The following is a 15,402-nucleotide window of genomic DNA, read 5'->3' as shown; positions in this document are numbered from 1 at the left end:
GATGGAGGGGGACAGGAGACCGGTTTCGCTCGCGAGGCCCGAGTCCCGCCGCATCGACGCCGAAAAGGCCGTGATTTGAAAAGGGAGAGCACCATGCATCTTGATTTCAGCCCCGAGGATCTGGCCTTCCAGCAGGAAGTGCGCACCTTCATCGCCGAGAACTATCCGGCCGAATTGCGCGGCAAGCAGGACGAAGGCGACGAGCTTTCGAAGGAAGATTTCCTCTCCTGGCACAAGGTGTTGGCGAAGAAGGGCTGGATCGCCCCGGCATGGCCGGTCGAGTATGGCGGCACCGGCTGGACCGCGACGCAGAAGTACATCTGGTCTGAAGAGACCGCACGCGCGGACTGCATCCGCCTGATGCCGTTCGGCCTCTCGATGGTCGGCCCGGTGATCTACACCTTCGGCACTCCCGAGCAGAAAGCGAAGTACCTCCCCGGCATCCTTTCGGGTGATGTGTGGTGGTGCCAGGGGTATTCGGAGCCAGGTTCGGGCTCCGACCTTGCCTCGCTGCGCACCAAGGCTGTGCGGGATGGTGACCACTACGTCGTCAACGGCCAGAAGACCTGGACGACGATGGCACAGCATGCCGACTGGGGCTTCTTCCTCGTCCGCACCGATCCCGATGCCAAGCAGCAGGAAGGCATTTCGTTCCTGCTGATCGACATGAAGTCGCCCGGCATCACCGTGCGCCCGATCATCACGCTGGGCGGCGAACACGAAGTCAACGAGGTGTGGCTCGAAGACGTTCGCGTGCCGGTGGAGAACCGCATTTACGAGGAGAACAAGGGCTGGACTTGCGCCAAGTTCCTCCTCGCCCACGAACGCACCGGGATTGCCGGGGTCGCGGCTTCGAAGCGCGGGATCGAGAAGGTGAAAACCATCGCCCGCACCGAGCTGGACGGCGACCAGCCGCTGATCGCCAACGCCTTCTTCAAGCGCAAGATCGCCGAGCTGGAAATGGACCTTACCGCGCTCGAATTTACCGAACTGCGCAGCCTTGCGGGCGAAAGCGCCGGCAAGGGTCCGGGACCGGAATCGAGCCTGCTCAAGATCAAGGGTTCGGAAATCCAGCAGCGCCTGACCGAACTGACCCTGGAAGCGGTGGGCCATTATGGCGCGCCCTATTTCCGCGGGTTCGGAGAGGGCGACAACGCACACCCGATCGGGCCGGACTACGCACACCGCGCCGCGCCGACCTACTTCAACACCCGCAAGACGACGATCTACGGCGGGTCCAACGAGATCCAGCGCAACATCATCGCCAAGATGGTGCTGGGGCTCTGATTTTTCCTGAGGCCGCCGCGCGATGCATGCGGCGGCCCGTTTCTTGCGGGATTTGAGGACAATGGATTTCAGCTATACCGAAACGCAGGACATGCTGCGTGACACGCTCGCGCGCTTCCTTGCCGACACTTACGATTTCGAGACGCGCAAGAAGATGCTTTTGCGCCCTGAAGGCCGCGATCCGGGCATCTGGAAAGCGCTGGCAACCGAGCTCGGCATTCTGGGCGCACCCTTCGCCGAAGAGCACGGCGGCCTTGGCGGCGGTGCGCTCGAGAACATGATCATGATGGAAGAGCTGGGCAAGGTCATCGCGATAGAGCCTTACTTGCAGACCGTTGTGATCGGCGGCGGCGCGCTCAAGGCGGCTGGCAGGGCCAAGGCCGATGCGGTTATCCCCGAGATCATCGCCGGCAATGCCGTGATCGCCTTCGCCTATGCCGAGCCGCAGGGCCGCTACGACCTTGCCAACCTGCGCACCACTGCGAAGGCGGATGGGGCTGGCTATGTCCTCTCGGGCCACAAGGCCGTGGTCTATGCCGCGCCATGGGCCACGCACCTCCTCGTCACGGCGCGCACCGGCGGCAGCCAGCGCGAGCGCGAGGGCGTCGAGTTGTTCCTGATCGAGGCAGGCCTGCCGGGCGTTGTGCGGCGCGACTACCCGACCGTTGACGGCTTCCAGGCGAGCGAGATCTACTTCGAGAACGTGGCGATCCCCGCCGATGCGCTGATCCCCGGCGGCCTCGGCCTGATCGAGCAGCTGGTCGACGAAGCGACCATGGCAGTGTGCGGCGAGGCCATCGGCATCAGCCGCCAGCTGCATGAAGGCACGCTCGACTACATCAAGCAGCGTAAGCAGTTTGGCCAGCCGATCGGCAAGTTCCAGGTGCTGCAGCACCGCATGGCCGACATTTTCATCGAGGTGGAGCAGATCGCTTCGATGGCGCTGATGGGCACGCTGAAACTCGACCTGCCCGCAGCCGAGCGCAAGGCGGCGGTAAGTCTTGCCAAGGCCAAGGTTTCGCGGTCGATCAACTTTGTCGGGCAGAACGCGATCCAGACGCATGGCGGCATCGGGATCACCGTGGAACTCGCCATCGGCCACTATTTCAAGCGTGGGACGATGATCGAGAACCAGTTCGGCTCTGCGGATTTCCACCTTGGCCGGTTCGAGGATCTGACGCTGGCGGCCTGAGGCTGCCGGACGTCCCTCCCCCAACCTCGTCATTGCGAGGAGCGTAGCGACGAAGCAATCCAGAGCGGTCGTGCATGACGCTCTGGATTGCTTCGCTACGCTCGCAATGACGAAGTGGTGTCAGGATTCGGCGGATTGTCTGGAAGCGGACGCTACACCATACCCGCCAGCCGTTCACGGATGATGCCTTCGGCCTGCGCCATGATCCGGTCGACGAGCTCCTTGCAGGTCGGGATATCGTGGATGAGGCCGGCAACCATGCCGCAGCTCCACGCGCCGGCTTCCATATCGCCGTCCATCATGATGCGCGGGTAGACGCCCGCGACTTCCTCGATGATGTCCTCGAACTTGATGTCGGCCCCCAAACGGCGTTCCTTTTCGAGCAGGCGTTCGACGGCGGCGTTGGTCAGCACGCGTTCGGTGTTGCGCAGCGGGCGCATGACGAGGCGGGTGTCGAGTTCGGAGGCGGCGAGCAGCGCCTGCTTCACCTTTTCATGCACTGGCGCTTCCTGGGTGGCGATGAAGCGCGTGCCCATGTTGATGCCTTCCGCGCCCAAGGCGAGCGCGGCGACGAGGCTGCGGCCATCGGCCATGCCGCCCGAGGCGACGAAGGGGATGGTGAGCTCTTCCGCCGCGCGGGGGAGCAGGATGAAATTCGGGATATCGTCCTCGCCCGGATGGCCGCCGCACTCGAAGCCATCGACCGAGATCGCATCGCAGCCGACGTTCTGCGCCTTCACGCTGTGGCGCACCGAGGTGCACTTGTGGATCACCTTGATCCCGGCGTCCTTGAAATAGGGCAGGAACGGCGCGGGGTTGTTGCCTGCAGTCTCGACGATCTTGACCCCGCCTTCGATGATCGCCCGGATGTAGCCTGGATAATCAGGCGCGTTGACGGTGGGCAGGAACGTGAGGTTCACGCCGAACGGCTTGTCGGTCATGTCCTTGCAGCGCGCGATTTCGTTGGCGAGATCGGCGGCAGACTTCTGCGTAAGGCCGGTGATGATGCCGAGCCCGCCCGCGTTGGAAACCGCGGCGGCCATTTCGGCAAAGCCGACATAGTGCATGCCGCCCTGGATGATCGGGTGCTCGATGCCGAACAGTTCGGTGATACGGGTCTTCATCTGTGGTCTCTCCCTTTTGCCCGGGAGATTGGACAGCACAATGGTTCTGCGCAAGAGCCCGGTGGCCTGCTATTTCTGGCAGGAGCCGCAAAAGAAGGTGGAGCGCCCGCCCTGCACCAGCCGCTCGACCGGTTTGCCACAACCACAGGGCTCGCCTTCGCGGCCATACACGCGCCAGTCCTTGGCAAAATAGCCTAGCTCGCCATCGGGGCGCACGTAATCGCGCAAAGTGGAGCCGCCGGCGCGAATCGCCTCCTCCAGCACGGCGCGGATTTCGGGCACCAGCCGGCCCAATGCGGCGCGGCTGACCTTGCCCGCCTCGCGCTCCGGATGGATCTTCGCGCGGTGGAGTGCCTCGCAGACGTAGATATTGCCGAGACCGGCGACGATTTGCTGGTCGAGCAGGAGCAGCTTTACGGCAGCGAACCGGCCGTCGAAAGCCTTGGCGAGGTGCGCCGGTGTGAGGCCGGGGCCGAGCGGTTCGGGACCCATCGCAGCGAACTGGGGCCATTGTTCCAGCGCGGCGGTATCGACCAGATCGACCGAGCCGAAGCGGCGCGCATCGTTGAGGGCGAGAGTGCTCCCTGCCCCCGTCTCGATCACCAGATGATCGTGCTTGCCGATTTCCTCAGGGTCGATTCGCCAGCGCCCGCTCATGCCGAGGTGGAACACCATTGTCTGCCCGCGATCCACGTGGATGAGGCCGTACTTCGCGCGGCGGCCAAGGCCGGTGATGCGCGCGCCGGTGAGCACCTGCACGAGACCCTCCGGAAACGGGCGGCGCAGGTCCGCGCGGCGGGTCTCGATACGCGCGATGACCTGTCCATCGAGGACATGGGCAAGGCCGCGGACGGTGGTTTCGACTTCGGGCAATTCGGGCATCGTGCTTTGCCCCTAACAGGCTTTGCGGTTGCGGCAATTCCCACGTAAAGGCGCAGGGTATGACTGACGCAACCGCTGCCGAGCCCGAAACCGTCTCCTTCGGCTATGAGGAGGTGACCCCGGAAGAAAAGACCCAGCGCGTGGGCGCAGTGTTTTCCTCCGTCGCGAAGAACTACGACCGGATGAACGATGCCATGTCGGCGGGCATGCACCGGCTGTGGAAAGACCGCTTCGTGCGCCGGGTAAAGCCGCGCGAGGGCGAGACCATCCTCGACATGGCGGGCGGCACGGGCGACATCGCCTTCCGCATGGCGCGGCACGGCGCATTGATCACCGTCTCGGACATCAACCAGGACATGCTCGACGTGGGTATCGAGCGCGCGGAGCAGCGCGGCATCGCGGGCCTGACGTGGTCGCGCCAGAACGCCGAGGAGCTGACCTTCGGCGACAAGGAATTCAACGCCTACACGATCGCCTTCGGCATCCGCAACGTGACACGGATCGATCTGGCGCTGGCCGAGGCGCACCGCGTGCTGAAGCCCGGCGGGCGGTTCTTCTGCCTCGAGTTCTCGACCACCGAATGGCCGGGCTTTGCCGAAGTCTACGATCTCTATTCGCACAGGGTCGTGCCGCAGCTGGGCCAGATGATCGCCGGGGACGCCGATTCCTATCGCTACCTGATCGAATCGATCCGCCGCTTCCCCAAGATGCGCGAATTCGAAGGCATGATCCGCGCGGCGGGCTTCCGCCACACCAAGGTCGAATCGATCCTCGGCGGCGTGGTGGCGATCCATTCGGGCTGGAAGATCTGATGCAAACAGGCGCTGAGCGTCTCCCCCTCCTCTTCAGAGGAGGGGGCCGGGGGGTGGTGGCCGTGGCCACTGCCAACCGCAGGCTTTTGCGCTTGCTTCCACCACCCTCAACCCCCTCCTCTGAAGAGGAGGGGGCTTAAACGGTGGCTCACCACATCACTCATATCCGCCGCCTGCTCGGCTGGGGCATCACGCTTGCCCGCCACGGCGCGCTGATCGGCATCGAGAACGATGCGAACACGCCCCCACCGGTGCGGCGGCTCGTCAAGCTGGCACGCTGGATTTCACTGACCGGCAAGGGCCGATCGCGCGACTACGCCGGGGCTTTCCGCGCAATCGGCCCGGCAGCGATCAAGCTGGGGCAGACCCTCGCGACGCGGCCCGATCTGGTGGGGCCCGAGCCCGCCGCCAACCTGCTCAAGCTGCAGGACAGGCTGCCGCCGGTGCCCTTTGCGCTGATCCGCCGCGAGATCGAGACAACGTTCGAGCGGCCGCTCGAGAGCCTGTTTTCCGAGTTCGAGGAAGAACCGGTGGGCGCCGCTTCGGTGGCGCAGGTGCACCGCGCAGTCACGACCGACGGGCGCAAGGTGGCCGTGAAAGTGCTGCGCCCGGGCGTGCGCGAGAAGTTCGCCGCCGATATCGCGACCTACGAATGGGCTGCAGCGCATCTCGAAAGCCTGGGCGGCGAGGCTTCGCGCCTGCGGCCGCGCATGGTGATCGCCAACTTCAAACGCTGGACCTTGCGTGAGCTTGACCTGCGGCGCGAGGCAGCTTCTGCCTCCGAGCTTGCCGAGCAGATGCACGCCTTCCACGGCTACCGCGTGCCCAGCATCGATTGGGACCGCACCAATGGCCGGGTGATGACGCTCGACTGGATCGACGGGATCAAGATCAGCGACAATGCCGCGATCGACGCCGCAGGCCACGACCGCAAGGCGCTGGCCAGCCGGCTGGTGCTGGCGTTCCTCAATCAGGCGATCAGCGGCGGCTTCTTCCACGCCGACATGCATCAGGGCAACCTGTTCATCGAAGCCGACGGCACGATCACTGCGATCGACTTCGGCATCATGGGCCGGATCGACCGGCGCGCGCGGCAGTGGCTGGCCGAGATCCTCTATGGCCTGACCACCGGCAACTACACACGCGTCGCCGAGATTCATTTCGAGGCGCAATACGTGCCGAGCTACCATTCAGTTGCCGAGTTCGCGACGGCGCTGCGGGCGGTCGGCGAGCCGATGCGTGGCAAGCCGGTGAGCGAGCTGTCGGTGGGTCAGATGCTCGACGGCCTCTTCGCGATCACCCGCGATTTCGACATGCAGACCCAGCCGCACCTGCTGCTGCTGCAGAAGACCATGGTCATGGTCGAGGGGATCGCGACGCAGCTCGACCCTTCGATCAACATGTGGGAGGTGGCCGCGCCCTATGTGCGCGACTGGATTCGCGATGAGCTGGGCCCCGAAGCCGCGATCGCCGACCGCATCCGCGAGAACGTGAAGACATTGCTGCGCTTGCCCGATCTGGTGCGACGGATCGACGAGCGCGTGCCGGTGAAGGGCGGGGCGCCCGAGGACCCGCCGCTGCCGCCGATGGACCTGATCTGGGAGCGGCGCGGCAAGGGCGCGGGCTGGCTGGGCTATATCGGAGCGGCCGCGGCAGGCGCGGCGCTCACGGCGGGGACATTTGCCGCTGGCCTGTGGGGCTGATGTGACCCGGTCAGCACCTCTGCCGGGCCTCAGGCTCGAAAAGCGGCATTTCAACGCGCTCGATCTTTCGCGCCTTGTCGCTGCCTGCGCGGTGCTGTTCTGGCATTACCAGCATTTCTTCGTGCCGCCGGTGGACTACCAGTTCCACGTCAACCGCCAGGTGGTTTCGCCGCTCTACCGCGAGCTCTGGTGGCTGTTCGATTATGGCCACGTCGCGGTGCAGTATTTCTGGGCGGTTTCGGGCTTTGTCTTCGCGCATGTCTATCTTGCCGATGCAGGCGCGCGGGGTCGGTTCTGGCTGGCGCGGGTGGCGCGGCTCTGGCCGCTGCACCTCCTGACGCTAGGGCTCGTCGCGGTGATGCAAGCGGCCTACAGCGGCGCGAACGGCACCGAATTCATCTACCACCACCAGGATGCGCGGCATTTCCTGCTGAGCCTGGGCCTTGCACACTACTGGGGCTGGCAGGCGGACCAGTCGTTCAACGGGCCTTCGTGGTCGCTGTCGACCGAGATTCTGGCCTATGCCGCATTCTGGCTGCTGCTGCCGAGCCTCAGGCGCTCGCCCTTCTCCATGGCGCTGATGGCGGCGGTCTTGGCGCTGGCGCTCTTCTTCGTGAAGGCGCCGGACGGGCCGGTGTTGACCTGCATCGGCTATTTCTTCGGCGGCGCGGCGGTCTATGGCGCGGCGCTGCAGCGCGGGCTCAAGGCCGGGGTGCTCGCAGTGCTGGCAGCAGCGCTGACGCTGGCGGCGCTGTGGCTGGGCCTTGCGTGGCAATGGGGCGATGCCGCGACGCTGGCCGGGACTTTCGCCGCGCTCATGGCCATGCTGGCGGTCGACACCGCCGATCGAGACGACCGGCTCGCGGTGGCGCGGCACCTCGGCGATGCCTCCTACGGGGTCTACCTCTGGCACTTCCCGCTGCAACTGGCGCTGGTGCTGCTGCTCGACGAAACGCTGGGTTCGCGCGCGATTGCGCGGCAGCCGGCGTTCCTGCTGTTCTTCGTCGGCCTCAGCGTGCTGGCGGGCTTTGCCTCGCACCGCTGGTTCGAGCGGCCGGCGCAGAGGCTGGTGCTTAAGCTGGCGCGGCGTGGTCGCGAGGGCAGCGCGGTCGCTGTCTAGGCGGCGATTTCCGCAAGCCGGTGGTGCGGCAGCAGGCGCCATGCCACGAGCGCCAGCACGACATGGCCCGCTTCCACCGCCATCGGTGCGGCCCAGCCAGGATAGGCGCCGATCACCGCAAGATTGACCGCGCGGCCGGCAAGTGTCGTTCCGAAGAGCATGGCCGGAACCAGCAGCAAATCCGCATTGCGGCGCCAGGCGCCCCACATCATGCAAACCGCGCCGACCCCGAAGAACGAGGTCATATCACCCCGGATCGTCGAGAGCCCGGCGACACCGATCGGCGCCAAGCCGAAGACCGCGCCCGAGGCGGTGGTCTGTGGGGTCAGCAGGAACGAGCCCGCCATGAACAGGTCGAACAGCCCGACGAGGAAGATCAGGGCGGTCAGGAACAAGCGCATTATCGGGATTTCCTTATGTTTGCGCCAGCGTGGGGCAGGCCGGGGCAAGGCGCAAGGGGCGCGCGCAAAACCATTGCGTGCGGGCACGCGCCATTGCACAAGCGCGGCCATGCAGGGCAAGCGCATACTCCTCATCGTCGGCGGCGGCATCGCGGCCTACAAGGCCTCGGAACTCGTGCGTCTGATCCGGCGTGAGGGCGGTGAGGTGACCTGCGTGCTCACGGCAGGTGGCGCGCATTTCGTCACCCCGATGACGCTCGCGGCGCTGAGCGAGAACCCGGTTCACACCACGCTTTGGGACCTCGATGCCGAAGCGAAAATGGGCCACATCCAGCTTTCGCGGAACGCCGATCTCGTGGTGGTCTGCCCGGCGACGGCGGACCTCATGGCGAAGATGGCCGCGGGGATCGCCGATGACCTCGCCACCACGCTGCTGCTCGCGACCGACAAGCCGGTGCTTGCCGTGCCCGCGATGAATGTACGGATGTGGGAACATCCCGCGACCCGCCGCAACATAGCAACGCTGCGCGCCGACGGCGTGGCCGTGCTGGAGCCCGATGAAGGACCGATGGCCTGCGGTGAGTTCGGCCCCGGCCGCCTCCCCGAACCACCCGCGATCCTTGCCGCGATTGCCGCGAAATTGGGCGGCGTGCCCAGCGGTCCACTGGCCGGCCGGCATATTCTGGTAACGGCGGGGCCGACCCACGAGCCGATCGATCCGGTGCGCTACATCGCCAATCGTTCGAGCGGAAAGCAGGGCTTTGCCATCGCCGCCGCCGCCGCGCGGGCAGGCGCACGGGTCACGCTAGTGGCTGGCCCGGTCGCGCTGCCGACACCGCCCGGGGTGACGCGCGTCGACGTCGAGACCGCGCGCGAGATGGCGGCGGCCGTAGCCGATGCGCTGCCTGCCGATGCCGCGATCATGGTCGCCGCCGTGGCCGATTGGCGCGTGGCGAGTGCGGCGGACCAGAAGCTCAAGAAGGATGGCTCTGGCGCGGTGCCGCCGCTGGCGCTGGCCGAAAACCCGGATATTCTCGCGCGGCTCGCCGCCTCGCCTGATCGCCCGCGCCTCGTGGTGGGCTTTGCCGCCGAGACCGAGAACGTGGTGCCGCATGCGCAGGCCAAGCTTGTGAGGAAGGGCGCGGACTGGATCGTGGCCAACGACGTATCGGGCGATGTCATGGGCGGAGCGCTGAATGCGGTGCACATTGTTCACGCCGGGGGCGTTGAAAGCCTGCCCGAGATGCCCAAGGACGCGGTCGCGGCCGCGCTCATCGAAAGGATTGCCGATGCACTCGCCTGACCCCGTACCCGTGATGGTCAAGCGACTGGCGGGTAACGACGACCTGCCGCTCCCAGCCTATGCCACGGCGGGCGCTGCCGGGATGGACGTGGTCGCCGCCGAAGATGTGGACCTTGCGCCGGGCGCGCGCCATGCGGTGGCGACGGGACTGGCGGTGGCGATTCCGGAAGGGTTCGAGATCCAGGTGCGGCCGCGCTCGGGCCTCGCGCTGAAGCACGGGGTGACGGTACCCAACACGCCGGGCACGATCGACAGCGACTATCGCGGCGAGCTCAAGGTGATCATGATCAACCTTGGCGCGGAGACGTTCTCGATCCGCCGCGGCGACCGCGTGGCGCAACTGGTGCTTGCGCCGGTGACGCGGGCGAGCTGGCTGGAAGTCGACACGCTGGATGACACCGCGCGCGGGGCTGGCGGGTTCGGCTCGACGGGGGGCCTTGCGGCGCTCCCCGGCTGAACCGACCCGCCGCGCGCTCAGGTCTTCTTCTTCTTTTCAGGCGCGATCGAAATCCGCACCGTTTCCCCGCTGCTGCCGGGGAAGTTGGTGAACATCGCCTCGACCAGATTGGGCACCAGATAGGGCAGGCGGTTCGAGGTGGAGGCGGCTTCCGCCTTCCCTTCGAACAGGCGCTTGCCATCGGCGCGGCGGTCGATCTTGAGGTCGATGCCGCTGGTGTAGACAGTCACGACATCGACGTTGTTGTACCCGCTGCCGCCGAAGAAGAACGGATCATAGAACCCGTAGCCCCAGGGCCCGCCAAAGCCGCGCCGACCCCAGCCGCCGCCCCAGCCCGGGCCGAAACCGCCCCAGCCCGGGCCCCAGCCCGGCCCGTACCAGCCGCCCCAGTAGGGATCGCCGACGCCGGTGGTGCGCAGCTTGTCGCGCCCCTTGTCGACGCCGTAGTCGAACTGGACGACGAGATCGGCAGCCTGCACATTGGCGGCGGGGACATAGCCCACTTTCTGCAGCTGTGCGGAAACGATGCTGGCGTATTGCGAGAATTCGAGCCCGCCGGCGTTTCGCGGATCCTGCGGGACGACTGCGAACGTCTGGCCTGCAGGAGCAGGCAGTTCGGCCTGGAAGCGCGAGACATTGGCGTTGAACGGCGTGGCGCAGGCGCCGAGCGCCAGCAGCAGGGGCGCCGCGATCAGGGCAAAGCGGTTACGCATGGGATTAAGGTTCATTTTCGGCGACTCCTTGGTGCGCGCGCCAGCTCCCCTGTCAGCCAGCACCGCGGCAGTGGTAGCATGAGTGAATGCTGCGCGGGAGGTGCTGAATGCTGGTTGAACAGATGGGCAAAAACCGCGGAAATCCGTACGGTTACGGAGCCTTGCCGCCAAGGTGATGCAATTTGTTACACACCGGCAGCACGCTGCCAAAATCGCAACAGACGCTAACCCCGAAGCAAGCCCAGAGCAGCATAGGCGCGCTCGAGCGTCGGCACGGCCAGCGCACGCGCGCGCTGCGCACCGGCGGCAAGAATCGCATCGAGCGCGGCGGTATCGGTGCGCAGGTCGCTGTAGCGTGCTGTTATCGGCGAAAGCTTTTCCACCAGCAGTTCACCCAGGGCGGGCTTGAACGCGCCGAAGCCCTGGCCCGCGAACTGGGCCAGCACATCGGCCTGGCTGATCCCCGCCATCGCGGCGTAGATGCCGACAAGGTTGGCAGCTTCGGGCCGCTCCTTGAGGCCTTCGATTTCGCCGGGCAGCGGCTCGGGATCGGTCTTGGCCTTGCGCACTTTCTGCATGATCGCATCGGCATCGTCGGTGAGGTTGATGCGGCTCATGTCCGAAGGATCGGACTTCGACATCTTGGCACTGCCATCGCGCAGGCTCATGATCCGCGCGGCTTCGGGCGGAATGATCGCTTCGGGCAGCGTGAAGACGGGCGCATCTTCTGCCGCAAAGTCGTTGTTGAACTTCTGCGCAATGTCGCGCGCCAGTTCGAGGTGCTGCTTCTGGTCCTCGCCCACCGGCACGTGGGTCGCCTGATAGAGCAGCACGTCCGCCGCCTGCAGCACGGGATAGGTGAACAGCGCGACGCTCGCGCCCTCGCGGTTCTTGCCCGCCTTGTCCTTCCACTGCGTCATACGGTTGAGCCAGCCCATCCGCGCGGTGCCGGTGAGCAGCCATTGCAGCTCGGCATGGGCGGGGACCTGCGTCTGGTTGAACAGGATCGAGCGTTCCGGATCGATCCCGCAAGCGACCAGCGCCGCGACCATCTCGCGCGTGCCGGCGGTGAGCGCGGCAGGATCGTGCGGCATCGAGATCGCGTGGAGATCGGCGAGGAAATAGAGGCACTCGCCCCCCTTCGCGGTCCAGTCATCCTGCATCGCCACCCAGTTCCGGATCGCGCCCAGATAGTTGCCAAGGTGGAGATTGCCGGTGGGCTGGATGCCCGAGACGATACGCATGGGGGTAAGCTCGCTATTGAGGGTTCGCGCGCCTGCGCCGCAGGAGCAGTTTGAGATCATCCCGCGAGAACGCGCCGAGCAGGATGGCGCCGAGCCCATAGACGAGCCCGCCCGCCGAGACCAGCACGGCGAGGGTCAGAAACCGCACGAACCAGGTGCCGTGGACATAGGGCATGAGCATGCCCTGCCCCGCCCAGAGCACCACGCCCATCGCCAGTGCCGCCAGCGCGAGCCGCGGCGCGCGGCGCCGGAGCCGCGCATCGAGCGCAAAATGGCCGCGCCGCACCAGCGTGCGGTAGAGCATGAAGACATTGACGGTGGAGGCGATCGCGGTCGCCAGTGGCGGGCCGACATGCTGGAGCGGGAGGATCAGCGCAAGATTGAGGCCGAGGTTCATCAGCATCGAGATCGAGGCATAGCGCACCGGAGTGACCGTATCCTGCCGTGCATAGTAACCCGGGGTCAACACCTTGACGAGGATGTAGCTCGGCAGGCCGATCGAGAACGCGGCGAGCGCCTGCGCAGTGGCATGGGCATCGGCCACGGTGAAGCGGCCATAGCCGAACAGCGCGGCGGCAATCGGCTCGCCGCAAAGCACGAGCGCGACCGTTGCGGGCAAAGTGAGCAGCAGCGCGAGTTCAAGCCCGCGGTTCTGCGTTTCCATGGCCCCCACTTCGTCCCCGCCGCCAAGCTGGCGGGAGATCGTGGGGAGCAGCACAGTACCAAGGCCGATGCCGATGAGGCCCAGCGGCAACTGGTTGAGCCGGTCGGCCATGTAGATATAGGTCACCGAACCGTGCGCGAGGAGCGAGGCGGCAAGCGCGGTCGAGACGACAAGGTTGATCTGTACGGCCCCGGCGCCCGCAGCTGCCGGCCAGATCAGCGTCATCAGGCGCTTCACGTCCGCATCCAGGCGGGGCACCCTGAGTCGCAGGCTCACCCCGGCGCGGCGGCAGGCCAGGACCAGCCACGCCAGTTGCAGTGCGCCCGAGACCGAGACGGCGATTGCCTGATTGCGCGCGGTTTCCAGCGGATTGACCGAATGAAACAGCAGCAGTGCGGCGATCAGCGTGACGTTGAGCAGGATAGGCGCCGCAGCATTTACCCAGAACTTGTGCAGCGAATTGAGAATGCCCCCGCACAGCGAAACGAGGCTGATCAGCATGAGATAGGGGATCGTCATGCGCGAGAGCGCGACGGCAAAGGCGAACTGGTCCGGGCCCACGCCGTTGAACCGGCCGGAAAGGACGAAGGTAACCGGCCAGGCCAGGATCTCGAGCAGCACCGTCATCACGATCAGCACCGGCAGCAGCACGGCCAGCGCACGCTCGGCGAAATCGAGCCCGTCGGGCAGGCCTTGCCCTTCCGGGTCGCCGACCTTGCGATTGAACATCGGGATGAAAGCGGATGCAAACGCACCCTCGGCGAAAAGGGCGCGAAACATGTTGGGCAGGCGGAAAGCAACGAGGAACGCGTCAGACGCGAAGCCTGCGCCCACATAGCGGGCAAACAGGCTGTCGCGCACCAGGCCGAGCACGCGGCTGGCGAGCGTGAGCCCGCCGATCGTGCCGGTCGCCTTCAGAAGGTTCATGGCAGGCGCTTCATGGCCGGAGGCGCCATGAAACCACCGGGATCAGGCCTGACCTGCCGTGCCTGCGGCCAGTTCCTCGGCCTGACGGGCCTGGAGCTGGGCGAGGTAGAGGCCGTTGAAATCGATCGGCTCGAGGATCAGCGGCTGATAGCCCGCATCGCGAACGGCATCGGCGATGATGCGACGAGCAAACGGGAACACGAGGCGCGGACCTTCGGCGAAAAGGAACGGATGCGCCTGTTCCTCGGTCACGTTGCGCATGCCGATCAGCGCGCCGTAGGCCAGCTCGACCACATAGATCGTGCCCTGCGGTGCCTTGGAAGTCGCGGTGATCTTGATCTCGATCTCGTGCAGATCGGGCCCGAGCGGGCGGGCGCCGATGTTGAAATCGACCGAGACTTCGGGCGCATCGGTCCACTGGAAGCTTTCCGGCGCGTTGGGGTTTTCGACCGAGAGATCCTTGATGTACTGCGAGATCAGGCCGATCGCCGGGTCGGTATCTTCGCCGTTGACGGCGGAACCGGTGCCCTGGGGACCATCGAGATCGAGCGGGGTGATGATATCGCCTTCTTCGGCCATGATCGTGCTTTCGTACAGATGGAACGGGTTGGTGTGGAGTTGGAGAGGGCGCCTAGCACCTGCGCCGGGACTGGGCAATCGCGCTTGCACCGGCAGCAGCGCGGGCCAGGCGCCGTGCGGCGATTCGCGCCGAGGCCTGCATGGCGCCCCTGCCTGCACCTTGAGGCAGACGAAAAACCCGCTCAGCAAGCCAAACCGTGTGCCATCCACGCGTTGTTCATTTGTATTTCGTAACCACATAAGGCACGATGACCGAACGGAGTCAGCTGGAGCCGCTTGGAACCGGATGGCACCTTGATTGAGCAGGATGTGGCCTTGTGATTGTTGAAATTGTGATTCTCGCGATGATCGCAGCATTCCTGGGCCTGCGACTCTATGCCGTGCTCGGCCGCCGGCCCGAACAGAACGACGAGCCTCTGCGCCGCCGCATAGAGCAGCCCGATCCCGTGAGCGCGCCTCGCACCCTTTCGCCCAAGCTGCCGGAAAAGGCTTCCGGTGCGCCGCGCGCGCTGCCGCTGCCGCAGGACAGCAATCTTGATTCCCGCGCCGAGGCCGGCATTCGCGCGATTGTCTCGGCTGATCGCCGCTTCGACGTTGTCCAGTTCCTGGCCGGGGCACGCGGCGCCTACGGCATGGTGCTTGAAGCCTTCTGGCGCGGTGACAAGGAAGAACTGACGCAGCTGTGCGACAGCGATGTCGCTGCTGGTTTCGCCGCCGCGATCGATGAGCGGACCGCTGCGGGCGAGGCGATCACCGCCAAGCTGATCCGCATCGAGGAAGCGCGCATCGTCGATGCGAACTACGCCGCGCCGCGCGCACGCATCACTGTCAGCTTCGTCGCCGATGTCGCCTCGATCACCCGCGACGCGAACGGGAACGTGGTCGCCGGCTCGCTCGACGACGCGATCGAGACCCGCGATGTCTGGACCTTCTCGCGCGATCTCACCTCGCGCGATCCGGACTGGGTGGTCGACGAGACCGACGAGGGCTGATC

Annotated in this window: 15 protein-coding genes; 8 read left to right on the top strand and 7 right to left on the bottom strand. The window is 65.9% G+C overall.

What is annotated here, in order from left to right; genetic code table 11:
• The first annotated feature begins 93 nt into the window (after positions 1-93).
• Positions 94-1,287: an acyl-CoA dehydrogenase family protein gene (locus WCL10_RS11915; RefSeq protein WP_336895864.1), complete on the top strand. Its 1,194-nt coding sequence runs from the start codon at positions 94-96 to the stop codon at positions 1,285-1,287.
• Positions 1,288-1,348: 61 nt separating this feature from the next.
• A complete protein-coding gene (locus WCL10_RS11910; RefSeq protein WP_336895863.1) occupies positions 1,349-2,479 on the top strand; it encodes an acyl-CoA dehydrogenase family protein in 1,131 nt (376 codons plus the stop codon).
• Positions 2,480-2,631: 152 nt separating this feature from the next.
• On the opposite strand, the gene WCL10_RS11905 is transcribed toward WCL10_RS11910, so the two are convergent.
• Both WCL10_RS11905 and mutM read right to left on the bottom strand, forming a co-directional pair.
• Positions 2,632-3,603, bottom strand: a complete 972-nt coding sequence (locus WCL10_RS11905) for a nitronate monooxygenase family protein (protein ID WP_336895862.1) — start codon at positions 3,601-3,603, stop codon at positions 2,632-2,634.
• Positions 3,604-3,672: 69 nt separating this feature from the next.
• Positions 3,673-4,485 carry a bifunctional DNA-formamidopyrimidine glycosylase/DNA-(apurinic or apyrimidinic site) lyase gene (gene mutM / locus WCL10_RS11900; protein ID WP_336895861.1) on the bottom strand — a complete coding sequence of 271 codons (813 nt, stop codon included), beginning with the start codon at positions 4,483-4,485 and terminating at the stop codon, positions 3,673-3,675.
• 59 nt (positions 4,486-4,544) lie between these two features.
• On the opposite strand from mutM, the gene WCL10_RS11895 reads away from it, so the two are divergent.
• The 3 genes from WCL10_RS11895 (at position 4,545) to WCL10_RS11885 (ending at position 8,120) form a co-directional block, all read left to right on the top strand.
• Complete coding sequence (locus WCL10_RS11895) at positions 4,545-5,297, top strand: class I SAM-dependent methyltransferase (protein WP_336895860.1); 753 nt, start codon at positions 4,545-4,547, stop codon at positions 5,295-5,297.
• A gap of 143 nt (positions 5,298-5,440) precedes the next feature.
• A complete protein-coding gene (gene ubiB / locus WCL10_RS11890) occupies positions 5,441-7,000 on the top strand; it encodes a 2-polyprenylphenol 6-hydroxylase (RefSeq protein ID WP_336895859.1) in 1,560 nt (519 codons plus the stop codon).
• A 1-nt stretch (position 7,001) separates the two neighbouring features.
• Complete coding sequence (locus WCL10_RS11885; protein WP_336895858.1) at positions 7,002-8,120, top strand: acyltransferase; 1,119 nt, start codon at positions 7,002-7,004, stop codon at positions 8,118-8,120.
• Here WCL10_RS11885 and WCL10_RS11880 read toward each other — a convergent pair.
• The gene (locus WCL10_RS11880) at positions 8,117-8,521 is read right to left on the bottom strand and encodes a hypothetical protein (RefSeq protein ID WP_336895857.1); all 405 of its coding nucleotides are present in this window, start codon (positions 8,519-8,521) and stop codon (positions 8,117-8,119) included. The two genes, WCL10_RS11885 and WCL10_RS11880, sit on opposite strands and share 4 nt — an antisense overlap.
• 109 nt (positions 8,522-8,630) lie before the next feature.
• Here WCL10_RS11880 and coaBC point away from each other — a divergent pair, with 109 nt between their 5' ends.
• Together coaBC and dut are read left to right on the top strand one after the other, a co-directional pair.
• Complete coding sequence (gene coaBC / locus WCL10_RS11875; RefSeq protein WP_336895856.1) at positions 8,631-9,824, top strand: bifunctional phosphopantothenoylcysteine decarboxylase/phosphopantothenate--cysteine ligase CoaBC; 1,194 nt, start codon at positions 8,631-8,633, stop codon at positions 9,822-9,824.
• Positions 9,811-10,281: a dUTP diphosphatase gene (gene dut / locus WCL10_RS11870; protein WP_336895855.1), complete on the top strand. Its 471-nt coding sequence runs from the start codon at positions 9,811-9,813 to the stop codon at positions 10,279-10,281. The genes coaBC and dut overlap by 14 nt, the downstream gene beginning before the upstream one ends.
• 17 nt (positions 10,282-10,298) lie before the next feature.
• On the opposite strand, the gene WCL10_RS11865 is transcribed toward dut, so the two are convergent.
• The 4 genes from WCL10_RS11865 to secB all read right to left on the bottom strand — a co-directional run bounded on the left by WCL10_RS11865 (position 10,299) and on the right by secB (position 14,408).
• A complete protein-coding gene (locus tag WCL10_RS11865) occupies positions 10,299-11,009 on the bottom strand; it encodes a DUF4136 domain-containing protein (protein ID WP_336895854.1) in 711 nt (236 codons plus the stop codon).
• A gap of 209 nt (positions 11,010-11,218) precedes the next feature.
• On the bottom strand, positions 11,219-12,238 hold the full coding sequence (trpS, locus tag WCL10_RS11860; RefSeq protein WP_336895853.1) for a tryptophan--tRNA ligase: 1,020 nt from the start codon (positions 12,236-12,238) through the stop codon (positions 11,219-11,221).
• 13 nt (positions 12,239-12,251) lie between these two features.
• Positions 12,252-13,829 carry a murein biosynthesis integral membrane protein MurJ gene (murJ, locus tag WCL10_RS11855; protein ID WP_336895852.1) on the bottom strand — a complete coding sequence of 526 codons (1,578 nt, stop codon included), beginning with the start codon at positions 13,827-13,829 and terminating at the stop codon, positions 12,252-12,254.
• Positions 13,830-13,871: 42 nt separating this feature from the next.
• On the bottom strand, positions 13,872-14,408 hold the full coding sequence (secB, locus tag WCL10_RS11850) for a protein-export chaperone SecB (RefSeq protein ID WP_336895851.1): 537 nt from the start codon (positions 14,406-14,408) through the stop codon (positions 13,872-13,874).
• A 317-nt stretch (positions 14,409-14,725) separates the two neighbouring features.
• On the opposite strand from secB, the gene WCL10_RS11845 reads away from it, so the two are divergent.
• Positions 14,726-15,400 (top strand): Tim44/TimA family putative adaptor protein, encoded by a 675-nt coding sequence (locus tag WCL10_RS11845; protein WP_336895850.1) that lies wholly within the window; start codon positions 14,726-14,728, stop codon positions 15,398-15,400.
• The last annotated feature ends 2 nt before the right edge of the window (positions 15,401-15,402 follow it).

This window comes from Novosphingobium sp. (assembly GCF_037133355.1).
Lineage (GTDB): Bacteria > Pseudomonadota > Alphaproteobacteria > Sphingomonadales > Sphingomonadaceae > Novosphingobium.
This window is presented reverse-complemented; position numbering and strand designations above follow the sequence as displayed.